17 protein-coding genes are annotated in these 16,594 nt (G+C 69.6%); 6 read left to right on the forward strand and 11 right to left on the reverse strand.

The window, feature by feature from the left end; genetic code table 11:
- Window positions 1–33 precede the first annotated feature (33 nt).
- Window positions 34–1,440, forward strand: coding sequence for a toll/interleukin-1 receptor domain-containing protein (locus ACSRUE_RS17920; RefSeq protein WP_441292045.1), 1,407 nt, complete (start codon window positions 34–36; stop codon window positions 1,438–1,440).
- A gap of 667 nt (window positions 1,441–2,107) precedes the next feature.
- On the opposite strand, the gene ACSRUE_RS17925 is transcribed toward ACSRUE_RS17920, so the two are convergent.
- Complete coding sequence (locus tag ACSRUE_RS17925) at window positions 2,108–3,115, reverse strand: LPO_1073/Vpar_1526 family protein (protein ID WP_441292046.1); 1,008 nt, start codon at window positions 3,113–3,115, stop codon at window positions 2,108–2,110.
- Window positions 3,116–3,249: 134 nt separating this feature from the next.
- A complete protein-coding gene (locus ACSRUE_RS17930) occupies window positions 3,250–3,678 on the reverse strand; it encodes a hypothetical protein (protein WP_441292047.1) in 429 nt (142 codons plus the stop codon).
- A 953-nt stretch (window positions 3,679–4,631) separates the two neighbouring features.
- Here ACSRUE_RS17930 and ACSRUE_RS17935 point away from each other — a divergent pair.
- From ACSRUE_RS17935 to ACSRUE_RS17945, 3 genes are all read left to right on the forward strand, one after another.
- Complete coding sequence (locus ACSRUE_RS17935) at window positions 4,632–5,015, forward strand: hypothetical protein (RefSeq protein WP_441292048.1); 384 nt, start codon at window positions 4,632–4,634, stop codon at window positions 5,013–5,015.
- 472 nt (window positions 5,016–5,487) lie between these two features.
- Window positions 5,488–6,600, forward strand: coding sequence for an IS1 family transposase (locus ACSRUE_RS17940; protein ID WP_441292049.1), 1,113 nt, complete (start codon window positions 5,488–5,490; stop codon window positions 6,598–6,600).
- A gap of 1,028 nt (window positions 6,601–7,628) precedes the next feature.
- On the forward strand, window positions 7,629–7,742 hold the full coding sequence (locus ACSRUE_RS17945) for a hypothetical protein (RefSeq protein WP_441293102.1): 114 nt from the start codon (window positions 7,629–7,631) through the stop codon (window positions 7,740–7,742).
- Window positions 7,743–7,867: 125 nt separating this feature from the next.
- Here the strand turns inward: ACSRUE_RS17945 and ACSRUE_RS17950 are convergent, their stop codons facing one another.
- The 3 genes from ACSRUE_RS17950 to ACSRUE_RS17960 all read right to left on the reverse strand — a co-directional run bounded on the left by ACSRUE_RS17950 (window position 7,868) and on the right by ACSRUE_RS17960 (window position 9,833).
- Window positions 7,868–8,818: an epimerase gene (locus ACSRUE_RS17950; RefSeq protein WP_441292050.1), complete on the reverse strand. Its 951-nt coding sequence runs from the start codon at window positions 8,816–8,818 to the stop codon at window positions 7,868–7,870.
- Between the two features lie 137 nt (window positions 8,819–8,955).
- Entirely contained in the window at window positions 8,956–9,459 is a 504-nt protein-coding gene (locus tag ACSRUE_RS17955; protein WP_441292051.1) for an SRPBCC family protein, read from the reverse strand.
- Window positions 9,456–9,833 (reverse strand): ArsR/SmtB family transcription factor, encoded by a 378-nt coding sequence (locus ACSRUE_RS17960; protein ID WP_441292052.1) that lies wholly within the window; start codon window positions 9,831–9,833, stop codon window positions 9,456–9,458. The genes ACSRUE_RS17955 and ACSRUE_RS17960 overlap by 4 nt, the downstream gene beginning before the upstream one ends.
- Window positions 9,834–10,092: 259 nt before the next feature.
- On the opposite strand from ACSRUE_RS17960, the gene ACSRUE_RS17965 reads away from it, so the two are divergent.
- Together ACSRUE_RS17965 and rsmG are read left to right on the forward strand one after the other, a co-directional pair.
- Complete coding sequence (locus tag ACSRUE_RS17965; RefSeq protein WP_441292053.1) at window positions 10,093–10,551, forward strand: VOC family protein; 459 nt, start codon at window positions 10,093–10,095, stop codon at window positions 10,549–10,551.
- A gap of 97 nt (window positions 10,552–10,648) precedes the next feature.
- Window positions 10,649–11,368, forward strand: a complete 720-nt coding sequence (gene rsmG, locus ACSRUE_RS17970) for a 16S rRNA (guanine(527)-N(7))-methyltransferase RsmG (protein ID WP_437765423.1) — start codon at window positions 10,649–10,651, stop codon at window positions 11,366–11,368.
- A 27-nt stretch (window positions 11,369–11,395) separates the two neighbouring features.
- Here the strand turns inward: rsmG and ACSRUE_RS17975 are convergent, their stop codons facing one another.
- The 6 genes from ACSRUE_RS17975 to ACSRUE_RS18000 form a co-directional block, all read right to left on the reverse strand.
- Window positions 11,396–12,679, reverse strand: a complete 1,284-nt coding sequence (locus ACSRUE_RS17975) for a lactonase family protein (RefSeq protein WP_441292054.1) — start codon at window positions 12,677–12,679, stop codon at window positions 11,396–11,398.
- Between the two features lie 177 nt (window positions 12,680–12,856).
- On the reverse strand, window positions 12,857–13,537 hold the full coding sequence (locus ACSRUE_RS17980; RefSeq protein ID WP_441292055.1) for an NrsF family protein: 681 nt from the start codon (window positions 13,535–13,537) through the stop codon (window positions 12,857–12,859).
- Window positions 13,527–14,210 carry an RNA polymerase sigma factor gene (locus ACSRUE_RS17985; protein ID WP_441292056.1) on the reverse strand — a complete coding sequence of 228 codons (684 nt, stop codon included), beginning with the start codon at window positions 14,208–14,210 and terminating at the stop codon, window positions 13,527–13,529. The genes ACSRUE_RS17980 and ACSRUE_RS17985 overlap by 11 nt, the downstream gene beginning before the upstream one ends.
- Window positions 14,207–15,196 (reverse strand): HvfC/BufC N-terminal domain-containing protein, encoded by a 990-nt coding sequence (locus tag ACSRUE_RS17990; protein WP_441292057.1) that lies wholly within the window; start codon window positions 15,194–15,196, stop codon window positions 14,207–14,209. The genes ACSRUE_RS17985 and ACSRUE_RS17990 overlap by 4 nt, the downstream gene beginning before the upstream one ends.
- On the reverse strand, window positions 15,193–16,074 hold the full coding sequence (locus tag ACSRUE_RS17995) for a DUF692 domain-containing protein (protein ID WP_012238681.1): 882 nt from the start codon (window positions 16,072–16,074) through the stop codon (window positions 15,193–15,195). The genes ACSRUE_RS17990 and ACSRUE_RS17995 overlap by 4 nt, the downstream gene beginning before the upstream one ends.
- A gap of 31 nt (window positions 16,075–16,105) precedes the next feature.
- Window positions 16,106–16,510 (reverse strand): hypothetical protein, encoded by a 405-nt coding sequence (locus tag ACSRUE_RS18000; RefSeq protein ID WP_441292058.1) that lies wholly within the window; start codon window positions 16,508–16,510, stop codon window positions 16,106–16,108.
- Window positions 16,511–16,594 lie beyond the last annotated feature (84 nt).

Genomic DNA, 16,594 nt, shown 5'->3' on the forward strand with positions numbered 1-16,594 from the left:
CGGACCGGCGCCCCCGGGCGACACTCCGAGGCCGTGCGACCCTCCGGCGATCGACCACTGCAGCTTCTGGTCTGCTTCAGCCCCAAGGACCAGGAGCTGAAGGACCAGCTCGCACGGCACCTTCAAGTGCTCGTTCGCTTCGCCCGCATCGAGCTGTGGAGCGCCGAGCAGATCCGAGCTGGAGCCGAGACCCACCGGGAGATCGAGCAGGCGATCGACCGAGCGGACGTGGCCCTCATCCTCCTCTCCTCGGAGCTCCTCGCGTCCGACAAGCTGCTGAACGTGGAGCTACCGCGGCTCCAGCAACGCCACTCCTCGGGCAGGTTGCGGGTCATTCCGGTCCTGCTCGGGTCCTGCCTGTGGGAGCTTCACCCCTGGCTCAAGGAGTTGCACCCGCTGCCCAGGGGCGGCAAGCCGATTGGTTCGTTCTCGGGCGAGGGGCGAGACGCAGTGCTGACTGAGGTGGCGAGGGAGATCGTCGGGCTCGCGGCGACCCCGATGGGGAGCGCGACCGCGAACGGGAACGACGAGCCCATACAGGCGAGCGCGCCGACGCCCAGGGCCGGCGGCGACACCTACAACATCCAGATCCATGGCTCGATCATCGGCGCGCTCGGCGCTGGGACCGGCGTCAAGGTTACCGGTCAAGCCTTCGGGCACAGGCCGACTCTGGCCGTGGCGCAGACACCCGCTGAGGGCGATTGGCGGCCCCTCGTCGTGCTCGGCCCCCACGTGATCGCCGAGGGGGAGCGCATCGCGGCTTCGGGGAGCACATGGACGGTTCGCTTGCGCCGCTTCCTGCTCGGCGACACCTCGACCCTGAGCCAGGTCGGCGAGATGAATGGGACTTTACCGCCCGACGACCGCTTCATCGTCCTGAATGACCCCGGGGAAGCACGAGCGATTGCTGAAAATCTTCGGTGGCAGGCGAAGGAGGGCTGCATCGACGTGCACGTGCCGGTCGCGCCATCACCTCCGAAACGGTCCGTTGTCGAGCTGGAAGCGACGGATATTGACACCCTGCGCCTCGTGCGGGGCGTGGCGGCGGGTCGGACGTTTCTCCAGACCTGGCTCGGCACGGCAATCGGCCTCATGGAAGCTCAATTCGGCACTTGGATCCCGGAATGGCAACGGGTGCCGGACCTCGCGGCTCGGCTCGGCGATCTCGTGCGTATCGAGATTCTCCGGCTCTCTTCGGTGCCGCATCTCAACGAATCGACGGACGAGGTTCTCGCTCCCCTCGGATTCGTGGACAGGGTGATCTCGGTGCAACCTCACGTCGAGCGAGCGAATGATCACATGATCCCTGTGGACATCGAGCTGATGTTCTTCAGAGGCGGCGCCTGGAAGGGCGAAATCGGGATCGCAAGGCAGCCCGTGGATCCTGACGCTCGCGGCAAGATGCTGCACGAACTCCTGGATGGGATCCAGCGGTCGTAGCAAGGGAGAGATCGATGTGCCAGCCAGCCTCCACAGCCAGATCCTTCGCGTTCACGCCGCCGCCGTGACGGTCGGCCTCCCGGCGAAACGGGGGGCCCTCCTCGCCGGCCTGCCTCGGGATCTCGTCGTTGGCCTCCCTGATGCTCCCAGCCCCGACGCGCAGCTCCTCAGCAACGTTAACGAATGCTGCCCGACGCATGGGCGAGAGTGTCGCGCGCTGCTTCCGCAACAGGTTACGCCGAGCGTCCTGAGCGACGCGGGTCGCGGTCGTCGACGCGGACCGAGGCTGCCTCGCAGAGCACCGTCCCACACTCTGGGTCGCGGGCAGACACCGCCTCGCGCCCAGCATCGTCGACCGCGACGAGTGCCGCAACGGGCCATGTCTATGGCGATGGTCGGCCGGCTACTCTTTGACGGCCGTACCCGAAGCAAGAGCCTGATACGGTAGCTCTGCTCGCTGCCCGGGCTCGATGGGGCCACGTACCGCCCCCACCGCAACCCGAAGGCGATGCACATTCCACAGTCATTTTCATGCATTCGCTCGTGGCTGTTGAGTGGGACGTGTGCGCTGCCTAGGTGCCGACTCGTCGGGCACTCTGCATCGGCTGCCGACGATCCCAGCGCGGCCTCCGTCGTCCGCCATTCCGGCTTGCACCGGAGTAGCGCATCACCTTAGCCACTCGTCGGCTGACAGTCGCTTGCCGGTCACCTGTTCGATGGTGGTTACCGCCAAGACAGCACCGACCGTCGTCGGTTGCAGAACATAGAACCCGACCTGTTCCGATAGTTCGCACAGGCGGTTTAGAACGGGCGACTCGCGCTCAATCACGGACCGCACGAACTTGGACACGTTCAGCTTTTCGACCTTGTCAACATCAAATAGAGCGCTGTATTTGCGCGCAATGGCACTATCAAATGGGCTCACAGGGCCACGCATGAGCGTAGCACAGCCCGCGTACTCGATATGAAGAAGATCGCCCGCCGACATCTTCGAAGACATAAACGGCACAATCATTTCCCGCAGGAAGGCGTTTGCCGCGCTCCATACAACAGGACCATGGAACCAGTCGGCGTACATAACAAGGAAACACAGTGCCAGAATATGGAGATGGTTATTGGCCAACCTCCCAGCAGCCAAGACGGCTTCTCCAAGCGCTAGGCTCTCTAGAGCGTCATCGTGGCTATGCAACCTTCGCAAGATCAAGCCCGCGAGAACTTCCCTCAGGCGTGGACTGTTCCGACGAGCGCTGCCCTCGACCGCAGCGTTCAATACGAACTGCACGTCGGGTTCAGACAAATTGGCAAGTTGCTCCGCGGTCACCTTCTGGGCCGCGGCCATCCGCATAAAGGTCGCCGTGAATTCATCGACCCGCCGCCTGGCCTCTTCCCGTGCTACCTCCGCCAGTCGCGGAAAGTTCTGCTCGAACAGAAGCCCGAAGAGCCGTTCGGCCTCGGTGAAGGAGAGGCCATGGTGGTGGACGACTGTGATGGCACGCGACCGTTCGCCTACGGCCAGGCTGTGGACATGGCTGTCAGTAACGTTCGAGCCGTAGGGCGTGTGCAGCGCATCGCTCGGATCCGAAGGTCCGCCAGCTCTGCCACCGGCGCGCCATTCCTCTCCGCCCTCCGCTTCGGTGGTTGCAACATCGTCGGGCTTGATGGCGTCGCCGCTCATTAATACCTCAGGCTGTCAAGAATGTCGGCCACTTCGCTTTCCAATGACTTCACGACAGCTTGACCCAAGAAAAAGTTTCTCAAGCCAGCAACTTAATCCCACTTGTCGTACCCAACGCATCGCGTCACGCGCCATTAGCCCGCAAGAAGATGCTTGACGACCTCCGCCATCGCTGGGTGCTTAAGCAGAGATTCGGCCACCTCCAGGGTCTTTGGCAAGACCTGTGGTCGAAGTCCCTTCGCTGCCTGCTGCGCCCAAACATCATCCAACGTTTCCTTCATCTTGGCTTGAACATCGGCAAGGCTCTGCTGCTCGACCTGTATCTTGCGCGCCATGGTAAGAAACTGGTTGAGTGCTTCGTACAAGCGTTCGTCGATCCGTTCCAGGGCGTCCTGATCGTGGACCAGCGCGGCCTGAGCATCTTTGATGGCAGCCTTGTGCTGCTGCTGAGTAAAGGGGATGGCCGCGCCGCCGGTAACATGCCCGGTAACCACTGCGTGATCTCCCTGCGAAAAGGCCCCTATTGTGGAGCCCGAGATGTTTGTCGTGAACTTGGATCCCATCTAAACGTCTCCGTAGTGATGATAGATACGCGGCGCGGCAAATCTTCCCAGAAGCGCATCGCCCGCCGGCCGCGGGCCAAGGGAGCGGAACGCCGCCGCTCGCCCGCCTCCCTCCTCCTTATAGCGCCTGAGGTCCGCCGGCCGCAAACGCTGGCCGGCATCGCCTGGAGCTCGCCCGCACTCCTGCGACGCGCCCCGCGCACCCCTGGCGCGCCCGCGCAGCGCACCTTTCGCTACAGTCTGCAGAAGGAGGGGGCGACGAGCCCACCTGCCGCGTGACCTCCTCGGAAGAAGCCGACGATGGACGCGATCCTCGCGGAGCGCGGGATCGTCCTGGCGACGCTCGCCGGCATCCCGAAGCGCGACCGCGCAGACGTCGAGCAGCAGGTGCTCCTCGGCGCGTAGAGCGCCGTGCGCCGGGGCATGTACCGGCCCGACCCGAGCGACAAGCCCAGGGGCGCCCTGCGGAAGTGGCTCCATGGCATAGCGTAGCGGCTCGCCTCGCACTACCTCAAGAGTGCCTGGACGCATGCCGCGGTTCTCCATCCGTCGCCGCTCGGCCTGCTCCACAAGTCCGTCGGGCCGACCCTGGAGGAGCAGATCGCTGCGCGCGAGGTGCTGGAGACCGTGACCGAGCTCCCGCCCTGGTAGGTCGACGCGCTCCTCTCCGTCGACGACCCGGAAAGCATCTCGGTGTACGCGCGGAAGCGCCGCATGAGCCCGCACACGGCGCTTAGCCGCTTGCGCATCGCCCGGGAAGCCCTGGCGCTGCGCCTCAAGCGCTGGCGGCGGTGAAGCCCGCCTGCCGCCCGTAGCCTCGCTCCTTCCCGCTATCACAGCGCCCTCCTCGCGATCATCCCGCCACAGCCACATCCTGAACGCCCGCCGCTGGGCTTGCGTCTAGTTACTGATGCGCGCCGAGTCGGTGTACATCCTCGTATCAAGGTGGTGACATGAGCCAAAGCAACACATCTGATGCCCAATTCGTGGAACGGATCGAGTACGTGTACGCACGTGTCATTAAACGCCTGACTGCCAGATGGCCGAAGATGGCTCATGGCACAAGGCCAATACCAGACAGCGACATTGTGGATAGTCTGCGTCGAATCCCAGGTACTGACAACATGGTTTGCGACAAGCACGGCGAAGTGTGCGCATTATACTTTGTTGAAGTGGACGGCGCCCGGGTCGACGTGGATGTTCGCGCGCACAATAGATGTGGCAATGGTATCGCCGTCGAGTTGCTGCACACGCCCCTGTCTGCGGGCGGCAACATGAAAGAATTTCTCGACGGCGTGCATGACTCACTTCTTCAGATGCTTTCCATCGTCATCTGACGCGCGTCTGTACCCGATGACGCGATTCTCGTACCAAATTGGAACCCACCGACGCACGTCGCCATCGACCGGCATCAGTCCCATTATACCGAAGCTTGCCCATGTCGGCAGGTATCCGCAGCGCCGCGTCATGTAGTCCTCGATCCGAGAAAGCATCTCCTCTCTGCTCGGAAGTGGACAAATCATATAGTCGTCACGTCCGTCCGCTTCGTCGGGTCTAGCCATAGCGGCCTCCTCCACCGCGAGGTGGTCGGACTGCGCCGGCTATGACATACCCCGTCCTGTCGGCATCTGCCGCGCACTGATCCGAGCGGTTTTCCTCGGCAAAAGCGCTATAATCGAAGGACCTTAGACGAAAGCGCCCCGTCTTGGCTGGCACCAAGACGGGGCTGCGGAACACCGGACGGTGGCCCGTCCAGCGCACTACGCACCGCGCAGCATGCGGCCACGTACGGGGGAAGGCAAGGGTCCCGTGGCGAACGTGCTCCCGGCGGAGAAGCGGCTTGCCGTGCTCGCGGCCTTGGTGGACGGCAACAGCGAGCGCGCGGTCAGCCGGATGACCGACGTCAGCCGAGCGGCGATCAGCCGCTTCGGGCTCGCTCTCGGCGCCGGTGCGCAGCGCCTGCATGACCGGCTTGTGCGCGGGCTCCGCTGCGAGCTGATCCAGGCCGATGAGGTGTTCTCCTACGTCGGCAAGAAACAAGCCCGTGTGACCGAGAAGGACGCGCCCGGCATCGGCGAGACGTACTCCTTCACGGCGCTCGACACGGCATCTCGCCTCGTTATCGCCTGGCGCGTCGGCAAGCGCGACATGGAGACGTGCGGCCCCTTCATCGCCGATCTGCGGTCGCGTCTGCTGGTGATGCCGCAAATCACCACAGACGGATTCGCGCCGTACATCGCCACCGTCGCGGAGCACTTCGGGCTCAGCGTTGACTACATGCAAACTGTCAAAAACTACCGCACTGGCTCCTACCGTGGACCGGACCATCGGTACGAGCCACCGCGGGATCCGTTCATCACGAAGCACACGATCTACGGCGCTCCGGACGCGAAGAAGGCGTCGACAGCCTACGTGGAGCGCCTGAATGGCACCACGCGCCACCTGCTGGGTCGCATGAGAAGGCTCTGCTACGCCTTCAGTAAGGCGCCGGAGCACCACCGCGCCGCTGTTGCCTTGCACTACACCTACTTTAATCTGTGTTGGACCGTGCGCACGCTGCGTGTGACCCCCGCAATGGAGGCTGGACTCACAGGGCACGTGTGGGACCTGGAGGAGCTCCTGGACGCCATCATGTCCGAGCCCGCTGGCGAGAAGCCGGAGCCGCAACCCCTGGAGCACCGGCAGCCGGAAGCGCCCTCCAGGCCGTTGCCCGGCGGCCGTGGCTTCCTGCGGCTCGTCACCGCCCCGACGCCTGCACTCCGCCGTCCGACCGTACAGCCGGACCCGCCGCCCCTCGCACCGGTTACGCCCGCTCATGACGCACCTCCACCCGGCCCGGTGCAGCTCGATCTCCTGTCCTGGCGACCGAAGCCGAGGGCCCCCGAGCAGCTCTCACTCTTCCCTGAACCCCCGCCCGAATGAAGGCCACTTTTGCAGAGTGGCCTTTGAAGGCCACCACCGCGCGCTCGCCGGGGGACCAGGATGCCTTATGGTGGCGGGCGAGCGCGGTCGCTGGGGGACCAGAACGCGTTGCGGTGGCGGACGAGCGCGCTCGCTGGGGGACCAGAACGCGTTGCGGTGGCGGACGAGCGCGTTCGCGAGGGGAATCAAGGCGCGGTGCCTTGGTCGTCGCGCGCAAGCCGCTACCCACTCCCTCATCCGACTTCCCGCAGTAGTTTCAGGCGAGATCGTCGCGCGCTGCTTCGATCGCGGGCGACGCCGGCGCGCCTGAATAACGTGAGCCTCGGTCGGCGACGCAGGCGGAGGCCGCCTCGCCGAGCCCTCCTTTCAGCACCTCCGCGCCCGCGCCGAGTAGTTGGTCGACTCCGCCACGTGCTCTGCATCGTCGACCCCGACGAGAGCCGCAAGGTGCCGTGCCCATGGCGATGACCGGGTGGTTACCTCGGGTGTGGGGCACTCAGTGGATCTTCGTGTCTCCCGAATTGTCAACGGTTACAGTTCCTCAGGTACGAGGCCCGGGCGCCAATCTCACTGTTCACGTACACCTCTGACCTCCACCGGCACCAATTGTAATGGCTCCCGTAGTCCGAATGCCACCGCGATCCGGATGCGCCGCAGGCTCGTCTGAGGTTCTGCTGATTCTGCTCGACGGAAATGCGGGCGTAATTGTGGCATGTCGCCTCATCAGCCGCATGGGCTGCTGACGCCTGTGATCCTGAAACAGCGATGCCGAACATTGCGGAGGTCGCGATCTTGATGATGTTTGTATTCATTGCGTGTTCTCCTTTTCAGTCGGCAGTGGATGAGAGTACTCATAGCGCCGTCACCTGCGACGCCTCGGACGTATGATTGCAATGCGCGTGCCATGTAGCTCGCCGCTTCCGAAGGACCTGCCGCGCGAAACCGGCGCGATCCTCGTTTCCGAGTCCGAGCGAAGCCGTGGAGAGTGCGGCGGGGAGAACGTGTGTACCGGCTACCGGAGCAGCGAGATGCTTGAATTTGTTCCAGAACACTTCCGTGTCATCGAAGAGAAGCGTGAGAAGCTCGCCTGTCCGACCTGCCAGGAAGAAGGGATGGTGACCGCGCCGAGCGACAGGTTTTAAGCGCTGCATGAAGCGCCGTTCCTCCCGGGCCGCCACGTCCAGCGCATGATGGCGCGCATGAGGAAGGCCTCCTCGAGGCGGCGATGGACTGCTGACGCCCCACGGGCGTCGAGCGGTTCACCTCCTCAGCGCTCGGTGCGCCATCGCGCCACGAGGTCGCGCGCCGCCGCCGACCACTCGGTGAAGGCGAACGTGAACCCGGCCTCGCGCAGGCGTCCGGGGACGACGCGCCGGCTCTTCAGCACGAGCTCGGTGTCCGTGCGCATCACGAGCGCGCCGACCTCCAGCATCCATTTCATCGCGGGCAACCCGAAGCCGATGCCCCAGGCCTCGCGCAGCGCGCGCATGAAATCGCGGTAGGGGAGCGGCCCCGGCGAGGCGAAGTTGACCGGCCCGGAGAGGTCGTCCCGCTCGATCAAGAACCTCGTCGCTCGCACGAAGTCGCGATCGTGGATCCACGACACGAACTGCTGCCCTCCGCCGGCCGGACCGCCAAGGCCCCGCCGGGTGAGCCCGAGCAGCACGTCGAAGATGCCGCCGCGATCAGGGCTCATGACCATGGAAGCGCGGATCGCGATCTTGCGTGTGCGCGGTGTCCTGGCCTCGTCCAGCGCCTGCTCCCACGCCCGGGCGATCTCGACGCTGTTGCGCCAATACGAGGGGACGTCCGGCTCGTCGCCGCCGAGGAGCCCGGTCGCCTCGTCGTTGGGCGCGTCGTGGCGGTGCGCGTAGATCGTGGCCGTGCTCATCTGCAGCCACACGCGCGGCGGCTGTGAGGCGGCGGCGATCGCCTCGCCGACGGCGCGCGTCGAGTCGACACGAGAGCTCCTCATCGCGCGGAGGTTCTCGTCCGTGTAACGGCAGTTCACGCTGCGGCCAGCGAGGTTGAACACCACGTCGGCGCCGTCGAGCTCGCGCGCCCAGGGGCCGAGCGTGCGTCCATCCCACGGCACGACCCGCCCTGCGGGCACGCTCGCGCTGCGGCACAGGACGATCACCTCGTGCCCGTCGGCCGCGAAGGCGCGCGCAAGGATCTGACCTACCTGTCCGCTCCCGCCCGGGAGGACGATCTTCATGCCGCGAGCCTATCCCGGGCCGCCGCGAATGCACAGCCCGCTCCTTCTCCTCGTCCAGGGCAGGGGCGCCGCGAAGGAGATGGGGAAATCATGATCACTTCTGCCGAGCGCCCGCGCGCGCTACGCCGGAGTACGCGCTACGCCTGCGTGCGCGCGTCGCCGAGGTAATGGTCGCGCTGCGCCGGATAGTAGTCGGCGAAGCTGGGCAGCGGATCGCCGAGCCTGGAGGCGACGAGCATGTCGAGGTAATACTCCCAGCCCGGCCCGACATCGCCGGCGAGCGCTGGATCGGCGAGGCGCTGGATGAAGGTGAGCTCGGTGATCTCACCCTTCGCCGCGAGCGACAGCTCGAGCCGCCACCCGCCGTGATCGTCCTTGGCCGTGAGCGCGAGGCGATGCGGCGGCTCGCATGCATCGATCGACATATCGCACCACGGTGCCCCCTGCTCGAACGCCATCTGGAGGCGCACCGTCTTGCCGGGCCCCGCTTCGCCCTCCCACGGGCCGATCCAGCGCGCCGTGCTCTCGGACGCGGTGACGCTCTGCCAGACATCCTCGATGGGGGCGCGAAAGCTGCGCGTGATGACGAGATCGGCGCCTGTCGCCGTGCTCCGGACGTGGCCTGTGGGTCGGGGGCTCATGCGGTCTCCTTCCTTCGTTTCGCTTCGTTGCGGGGCGGGGGGGCGGTCGCCATGCGCCGCTGCCGGCCGACGCGGTGCACCTCGGTCTCGAGGGCGTCGAACCGGCGATGCCACGGGCTCTCCGCGCGCAGCCCTCGCAGGAACGCCTCGAGCTCGGCGAGCGCACCGAGCTCGATGCGGTATTCGCGCTCGCGACCGCACTGGACGTCGCGCACCAGGCCCGCCTCGCGCAGCACGCGCAGGTGCCGGCTGACCGCCGGGCGGCTGACCGGAAACGCGCCGGCGATGGCGCCCGCCGTGGCGGTGCGATCGCGCAGCATTCGCAGGATCTCCCGCCGGATCGGATCCGCCAGCGCCTGGGCAACAGCGTCCATCGGCGTGATGTGTAACCGATATGTTACGCATTTGTCAAGCCGCGCGGCCGAGCGCGTAGGTAAATTTCGTCCAATACGCGGTCGGCGCGATGGTCCAGGATGTGCGCCGACCCGGATCGCCGAGGCGACGGGCGCCGGGAGAGGCTCGCCTTCCCCCTGGCGCCCGGGCGCGCGAGGCGCGCTGCACGACCGTCAAGGCAATACCCGCCGTTCCCCCGGGAAAGGTCACGACTCGATACGAGCACGAAGGAGCGCGACGATGACGAAGAGCAAGGTCCACCCCGTCCCGGAAGGCCAGACGTGCTTCCCCTACCTGAGCGCGCGGAGCGCCGCGGAAGCCATCGAGTTCTACAAGCGCGCGTTCGGCGCGCGCGAGGACTTGCGCATCCCGATGCCCGACGGGCGGATCGGGCACGCCGAGCTGTCCATCGGCCCCGCCCGGTTCTTCCTGTCGGACGAGTATCCCGAGCTCGGCGCCGTCAGCCCCGAGACGCTGGGAGGCAGCAGCACGGCCGTCGTCGTCTACGTGGAGGACGTGGACGCGCTCGTCGCGCAGGCCGCGGCGGCAGGCGCGACCATCGATCGCCCGCCGCAGGACAAGCCGTTCGGAGACCGGACGGCCTGGCTCCGCGATCCGTACGGCCATCGCTGGTCCTTCGCGAGCCGGATCGAGGACGTCTCTCCCGAGGAGCTGCAGAGGCGCCTCTCGGCGATGTAGCGAGCCGCCACAAGGGCGGCCCGGAGCGGGCGGGGAGGGCGAGCGCGAGAATTGCGGCGCTTCACGAGGGGGAGCTTGCTAGGGTGTGCGGACGTCCATGCTCCCTGACGAACGCGCTCCTCTCCCGCTGCCGGCTCCCGCTCCGCTCACGCCTCCGGAGGGCTTCGCGGAGCGCCTCGCGGCGATCGGTGTCACCCTCGACGCCGCGGTGATCGCCAAGCTCGGCGATTACCTCGCGCGCCTGCTCGCGATGAACGAGCTGATGAACCTCACCTCGATCACGGATCCGGTCGAGGTCTGGGAGAAACACGTCCTCGACTCGCTCACGCTCCTGCCGCTCCTGGAGGAGCTGAGCGCGGGGGCGCGCCTCGCCGACATCGGCTCGGGCGGGGGCCTCCCCGGCCTTCCGCTCGCCATCGCTCGGCCCGATCTGAGGGTGACGCTGGTGGAGGCGACGCAGAAGAAGGCTTCGTTCCTCGTCGCGGTGGCCGCGGGCCTCGGGCTCACCAACGTGTCGGTGCGCGCCGAGCGCGCCGAGCAGCTCGGCAAGGGCGATCTCCGCGGCGCGTTCGACGCGGTGACGGCGCGCGCGGTCGGGCGCCTGGTCATGCTGATCCCCCTGACCGTGCCCTTCGTGCGGCCGAGCGGGATCGTGCTGCTGGTGAAGGGCCAGCGCGCCGAGGAGGAGCTCGCCGAGGCGAGCTGGGTCCTCGGGCGACAGCGGGCCGCGTTCGTGAAGACCGTGGTGACGCCGACGGGGAAGATCGTGATGCTGCGGAAGTCGGGGGAGGAGCCGAAGCGCCATCCCGGGCGGTGATCGCCGGCGGTGTTCGGTTCGCCCCGCTCAGCGGTCAGGCAGGGCCACGATCCCGACATAGGTGGGCTCGGGGACCTCGGTGACACGGCCTGTCGGCTCGAGGGCGCCCGTCGCCTCGTCCACGCGAAACGCGACGATGTTCCCCGAATCCTCGTTCGCGACGAGCATCAGCTTGCCTGTCGGCGAGATCTGGAAATGGCGCGGCGTCATGCCCTGCGTCGAGGCATGGCCGGCGGGCATGAGCGTGCCCCGCTCGGGATCGACCGCGAAGATGGCGATGCTGTCGTGGCCGCGGTTCGACCCGTACACGAACTTGCCCGACGGGGACACCTGGACCTCGGCGGAGACGTTTCCCTCGGCGCTCACGCCGTCGGGCAAGGTCGAGACGGTGGCCATGGCGGTGAACGTCCCGCGCGACGCGTCGTAGCTCAGGGTGGTGATCGAGCCGGCAGACTCGTTGATCACATAGGCGAACCGGCCGTTCGGGTGGAACTCGAGGTGTCGAGGCGTCGTGTCCGCGGGGAGCGAGAGGGCTTTCGGGTCGTTCGGCTCCATCTGGCCCGTGTCCGCGTCGAAGGTGAGCTGCGCTATCTCGTCGAGCCCGAGGTTGGTGACGAACGCAAACCGGTTCGCCGGATCGGTCATGGCGTGGTGCGGCCTCGTCCGGCGACCGAAGGACACGTCGAAGGCCGCCTGGCCGAGCGCGCCGTCCTGGCCCACGGGGAGCACCGCCGCCGTTCCGCCGCCGTAGTTGGCGACGAGGACGAAGCGCCCGGAGCGATCCGTGGACAGGTGGGCGGGGCCCGCGCCCTTCGAGGACGCCCTGTTGATGAGCTCGAGCGTCCCGCCCTGGGGATCGATCCGGAACGCGCTGACCGCGCCTGACGGCTCCCCGTCCACCTCGCTCAGCTCGTTCGCCGCGAAGAGGCGCTGGCGCGCGGGGTCGACGGCGAGGAAGGTCGGGTTCATCTCGGCGTCGAGCGGGCCCTGCACGGCCGAGAGCGCGCCGTCGGCGCCGTCCAGGCGGAAGACGAAGAGCCCCTCGTGACCGCCGACATAGACCACGAACGCGCGTTCGGCCTGCGAGCCGCCGCCCCCCGCGCCGTTGCCGCCCGCGCCGTTGCCGCCCGCGCCGCCGCCGCCGCTCGTGCTGCCGGCGCTCGTGCTGCCGGCGCTCGTGCTGCCGACGCTCGCGCCGTCACCGCCGCCGGCGGTCACGCCCGTCGTGGCGCCGTTGTTCGCGGCTCCGGCGCCGGAGCTGCCGCACCCGAGCCACAGTCCCGCCGCCAGAAAGAGGAGCGCGCGCCGCATCGACCTGGTTTCTCCTGCCTCCTGCGTTAGACCTGGCCAGCGCCGCGGCGCAAGCGCCACGGCGCGATCCGCTTCGCGGCGCGCTGCGGCAGGTCCGCGGCGGTCGCGCCGCCTCGCGGCGGTCGCGGCGCCTCGCCGTGATGGCGGGGAGGGGGACGCGCGACGCCGCGCGGCGCCTCAGGCTCGCCCGCGCAGCGCCCCGGCGGCGGCGCCGAGGAGCGCGCCGGCCGCGATGGGCACGCCGTGGGCCAAGGCGACGTGGACGACCTCGTCGAGCGAGCAGTGCGCGTGGATGCCGATCGCGGCCCCGAGCCCGCACAGGGCCCCGATCGCGGCGCCCCGCCACGCCGGGGCCGAGAGGAACGAGCGGCGCAGCACGAGCGCCGCCAGCGCGAACGGCACGAGCGCCATGCTGAGCGCGACCGCGCTGCACTCGAGGTGCACCACCAGGGGCGCCAGCACGTCGTCCCCACGTGACGTGACGACCGCCGAGGCCAGGAACCCGAGCGCCACCGCGGCGACGAGCGCCTGGAGCGCCCGCACGCCGGCCGGCAGGCCCCGGGCACGCGGCAAGAGCGCGAGCAGCAGGCCGAGGCCGGAGAGCGCCGCCAGGAGGACGAGCGGGAGGGCGACCCGGGGCGATCCGAGGTCGTCGCGGAAACCCTCCATCCACGTCCGGAGCAGGATCCACGCGAGCCCCGCCAGGATCGCGCCCACGACGAGGCGCTCGCGCGCCGGGCGCGTCGGCGACGGCTCGGCCGGCGCGTCGATCCGGGCCGGCGGCGGGCGGGCGGCGAGGTGGGCCGCGGGATCGGGGATGTCCTTCAGCCCGCTCAGCAGGTCGCGCTCATTCGACATTGGCACCTCCCCGGACGCTCCCCTGGCCCTTGCCCCGGCGGCGCTCCTCCGCGCCGCCTGGCTCCGCCTCGGGCCGCCGCTTGAGATCGTCGAGCGCCGCCCGCAGCGCCTCGTAGGCGCGGAACGCGCGGAGCTTCACCGCGCTCGCGGTCGTCCCGAGGATCGCCGCGGCGTCCTGCACGCTGAGCCCCTCGTACCGGAGGAGGATGAACGCCTCGCGCTGCGAGGCCGGCAGGCTTGCCAGCGTCCGCTCCACCGCCCGCGCCGTCTCGGAGGCGATCGCGACCGCCTCGGCGTCCGCGCCGCGCGCGTCCGGCGGCTCTGCGCCCGGATCGCTCGGGAGGCGCTCGGTGCCGCGGTGCTTCTGGGCGCGCGCGTGATCCAGGTAGACGTTGCGCGCGATGGCGTAGGCCCACGGCGCGACGGCGCCGCCGCGGGCGAAGCTCGAGCGGGCGCGGTGCATCCGCAGGAACGTCTCCTGCGTCAGGTCGCCCGCCAGCGTCTCCGAGCCGCTCATCCGGGTGAGGTACGCGAGGAGGCGCGCCGCCAGCGCGCGGTGCAGCTCCGGAAACGCGCGCGCGTCGCCGCACGCGTACCGGTCCATCGCTTCGTTCAGGGCGAGCTCATCCATCGCGGTCCTGGCGGCATACACCGTCTGCGCGCCGGCGATCATCGCGGCGGCGCCGCCGATGATGGCCCGAGCAGCGCCCCGCGCTCGGCGAGGTCGCTCAGCAGGGCCGCGGTGCTCTCCAGCACCGGCCCGTCGACCGGGTGTCCCAGCGCGGCGCAGCCGGCGACCACGGCCTCCCCGAGCGCGGCGCCCGCGAGGAGGCGGCCCAGGATCTCGGCCGCGAGCGGCGTGAGCTCGAGGAAGCGCACGTCGTGCGCGGCGTCGCGGTACACGAGCAGGCGGGTGGGCTCGCGGGCCGGCACGTCGCGCGCCGACGCGTCGCCCTGCAGCCTGTGGACCGCGTGCTCGTAGCGCACGAGCGCCGCGGCCCGCTGGAAGCGCGCCCCCCGGTCGAGCGACAGCGCTTCGCCCAGGGGTCCCGGCGCCGCGTCGCCCGGTGTTGCCGGCGCCGCGTCGCCCGGTGTTGCCGGCGCCTCGTCGCCGAGCGGCCCTGACGCCCCGACCGCGGCGGCCTCCTCGTCTTGCTCGGCGCAGGCCGCCGCGAAGGCGGCCAGCTCGTGGCGCGCGAGATCCGCGAGGTACGTGGGGACCTCCGGATCCCCGGCCCAGCGCGGCGCGGCGAACCCCACGAACTCGAACGCGACGTCGCGGAGGTAGCGCGACCGGGGCGGCTCCGCTTCGATGAAGCGCGCGACGTCCGCCTCGAACCGCGCGCCGAGCCGCGCCGCGGCCCGCGGGATCCCGGCGCGGATCGCGCCCGCCAGCCCGCGGCGGATGAGGCTCCGGTAGAGCAGCAGCCGCTTCGGCGGGAGCGCCGCCATCGCCTCGAGGTCCGGCCCCTCGAGCCCGGCGCGGGCGAGCCACGCGCGCGGATCGGCCGCGATCGCCTCGCCGTCGGGCGCGGTCACGCTCCGCAGGAGCGCCCGCTCCAGCGCCGCGAGCCCGGGCGGCGGCGTGCTCGACGTCTCGCTCGTCTCGCGCGCCTCGCGCGGCTCCTGCGCCTCACCCGCCCCGCGCGCCCCGCTCACGCTCGCGCCTCCCGCGCGGCGAGCCCGCGCCGGTACGCCGCGTCGACCTCGGCGAGCTCGGCGAGCAGCGCGCCGAGCGGCGGCACGTCGTTGTCCCGCTCGAGCACGACCGGCACCGGCCCGGTCCGCGCGACCGCGCGGGCGAGCAGGTCGAGCACCGGGGCGATGGCCGGCGCGCCGTGGGTGTCGACGAGGACCTCCGCGTCGTCGCGCCATTCGTGCCCCGCGACGTGCATCGCGGCCACGCGCTCGGGAGGGATCTTCTCCAGGAACGCGACCGGGTCGAAGCCGTGGTTCCGGGCGTTGACGTAGACGTTGTTCACGTCGAGCAGGAGCCGGCAGCCGGCGCGCTCGAGCACCTCGACGAGGAAGTCGGCCTCGTCGAGCGAGGCGCGGCCCGGGACCAGGTAGTAGGTGATGTTCTCGATCGCCATCGGCCGCTCGAGCCGCTGCTCCGCCTCGCGGATGCGGGCCGCGGCGTGGGCGGCGGCCGCGGACGTGTGCGGGAGCGGCAGGAGGTCGTGGAGGAACGCGCCGTCGACCCCGGAGAAGCAGAGGTGGTCGCTGTGGAAGGGGGGATCGAGCCGCTCCAGGAACCCCCCGAGCGCGCGCAGGTAGCCGGCGTCGAGCGGATCGAGCCCGCCGACGGACAGGGTGAGCCCGTGCGTCAGGATCGGGCGGTGCTCCCGGACGCGCTCGATCGCGGCGGGGAAGTAGCCGCCGCGCCGCATGTAGTTCTCGGGGGAGAGCTCGAAGAAGGGGACGGGCAGCGCCGCGTCGCGCGCGCCGTGATCGGGCGCGTCGAGCGCCGCGAGCACCTCGTCGAGGAACTCCCATCGGAGCCCGAGGCCGACGCCGGTGAGCGCGCTGCCGGTCATGGGGGTACGGGAAGGGCGCGGGAGGCCGCGATCAGCCGCAGGTGCCCTGGCCGCAGCCCGCGTGGCCGGGCTTCTTCGCGGCGGCGCCCGTCTTCTTGGCGGCGGGCTTGGCCGGGGCGCTGGTGGGCGGCGCGGGGGGCGCGGCCGTGGCCGCCGGGGTGGCCGTGGGGGCGACCTGCGGCGAGGTCGCGGCGGACTGCGCGTCGCTCGGCGGCGCGGGCTCGGCCGGGGCGGCGGGGACGTTCGCGCCCGCGGCGGCGTCGCCGGAGGTGGCCTCGGCCGGCGCGGGCGCCGGCGCCGGCTCGGCCGGGGCGGGCTGCTCCGCGGGGACCTCGCTCGCGTTGACCGGCGCCTGCGCGCCGGCGCAGCCGCTCATCACCATGGCGCCGGCGCTCAGCGCGGCGAGGGTCTCGTAAATGCTCTTCTTCGACAGCATCGTGTGGCTCCTCTGGTTCTCGTCTCGACGGGCCCGCGCCCGCCGTTGTCGTCTCGACGGGCCTGCGCCCTCCGGCGGGCGAGG

Origin of the sequence: Sorangium sp. KYC3313 (assembly GCF_052075895.1) — a bacterium.
GTDB classification, from domain to species: Bacteria; Myxococcota_A; Polyangia; order Polyangiales; family Polyangiaceae; genus Sorangium; species Sorangium cellulosum_B.

What these genes read in the sequence shown, in the direction of transcription:
- ACSRUE_RS17925 (WP_441292046.1), bottom strand. Translation starts at nt 3,115, where the DNA reads ATGAGCGGCGACGCCATCAAGCCCGACGATGTTGCAACCACCGAAGCG.
- ACSRUE_RS17950 (WP_441292050.1), bottom strand. Translation starts at nt 8,818, where the DNA reads ATGAAGATCGTCCTCCCGGGCGGGAGCGGACAGGTAGGTCAGATCCTT.
- ACSRUE_RS17995 (WP_012238681.1), bottom strand. Translation starts at nt 16,074, where the DNA reads ATGACCGGCAGCGCGCTCACCGGCGTCGGCCTCGGGCTCCGATGGGAG.
- ACSRUE_RS17960 (WP_441292052.1), bottom strand. Translation starts at nt 9,833, where the DNA reads ATGGACGCTGTTGCCCAGGCGCTGGCGGATCCGATCCGGCGGGAGATC.
- ACSRUE_RS17975 (WP_441292054.1), bottom strand. Translation starts at nt 12,679, where the DNA reads ATGCGGCGCGCGCTCCTCTTTCTGGCGGCGGGACTGTGGCTCGGGTGC.
- ACSRUE_RS17985 (WP_441292056.1), bottom strand. Translation starts at nt 14,210, where the DNA reads ATGATCGCCGGCGCGCAGACGGTGTATGCCGCCAGGACCGCGATGGAT.
- ACSRUE_RS17980 (WP_441292055.1), bottom strand. Translation starts at nt 13,537, where the DNA reads ATGTCGAATGAGCGCGACCTGCTGAGCGGGCTGAAGGACATCCCCGAT.
- ACSRUE_RS18000 (WP_441292058.1), bottom strand. Translation starts at nt 16,510, where the DNA reads ATGCTGTCGAAGAAGAGCATTTACGAGACCCTCGCCGCGCTGAGCGCC.
- rsmG (WP_437765423.1), top strand. Translation starts at nt 10,649, where the DNA reads ATGCTCCCTGACGAACGCGCTCCTCTCCCGCTGCCGGCTCCCGCTCCG.
- ACSRUE_RS17965 (WP_441292053.1), top strand. Translation starts at nt 10,093, where the DNA reads ATGACGAAGAGCAAGGTCCACCCCGTCCCGGAAGGCCAGACGTGCTTC.
- ACSRUE_RS17930 (WP_441292047.1), bottom strand. Translation starts at nt 3,678, where the DNA reads ATGGGATCCAAGTTCACGACAAACATCTCGGGCTCCACAATAGGGGCC.
- ACSRUE_RS17935 (WP_441292048.1), top strand. Translation starts at nt 4,632, where the DNA reads ATGAGCCAAAGCAACACATCTGATGCCCAATTCGTGGAACGGATCGAG.
- ACSRUE_RS17955 (WP_441292051.1), bottom strand. Translation starts at nt 9,459, where the DNA reads ATGAGCCCCCGACCCACAGGCCACGTCCGGAGCACGGCGACAGGCGCC.
- ACSRUE_RS17945 (WP_441293102.1), top strand. Translation starts at nt 7,629, where the DNA reads ATGCTTGAATTTGTTCCAGAACACTTCCGTGTCATCGAAGAGAAGCGT.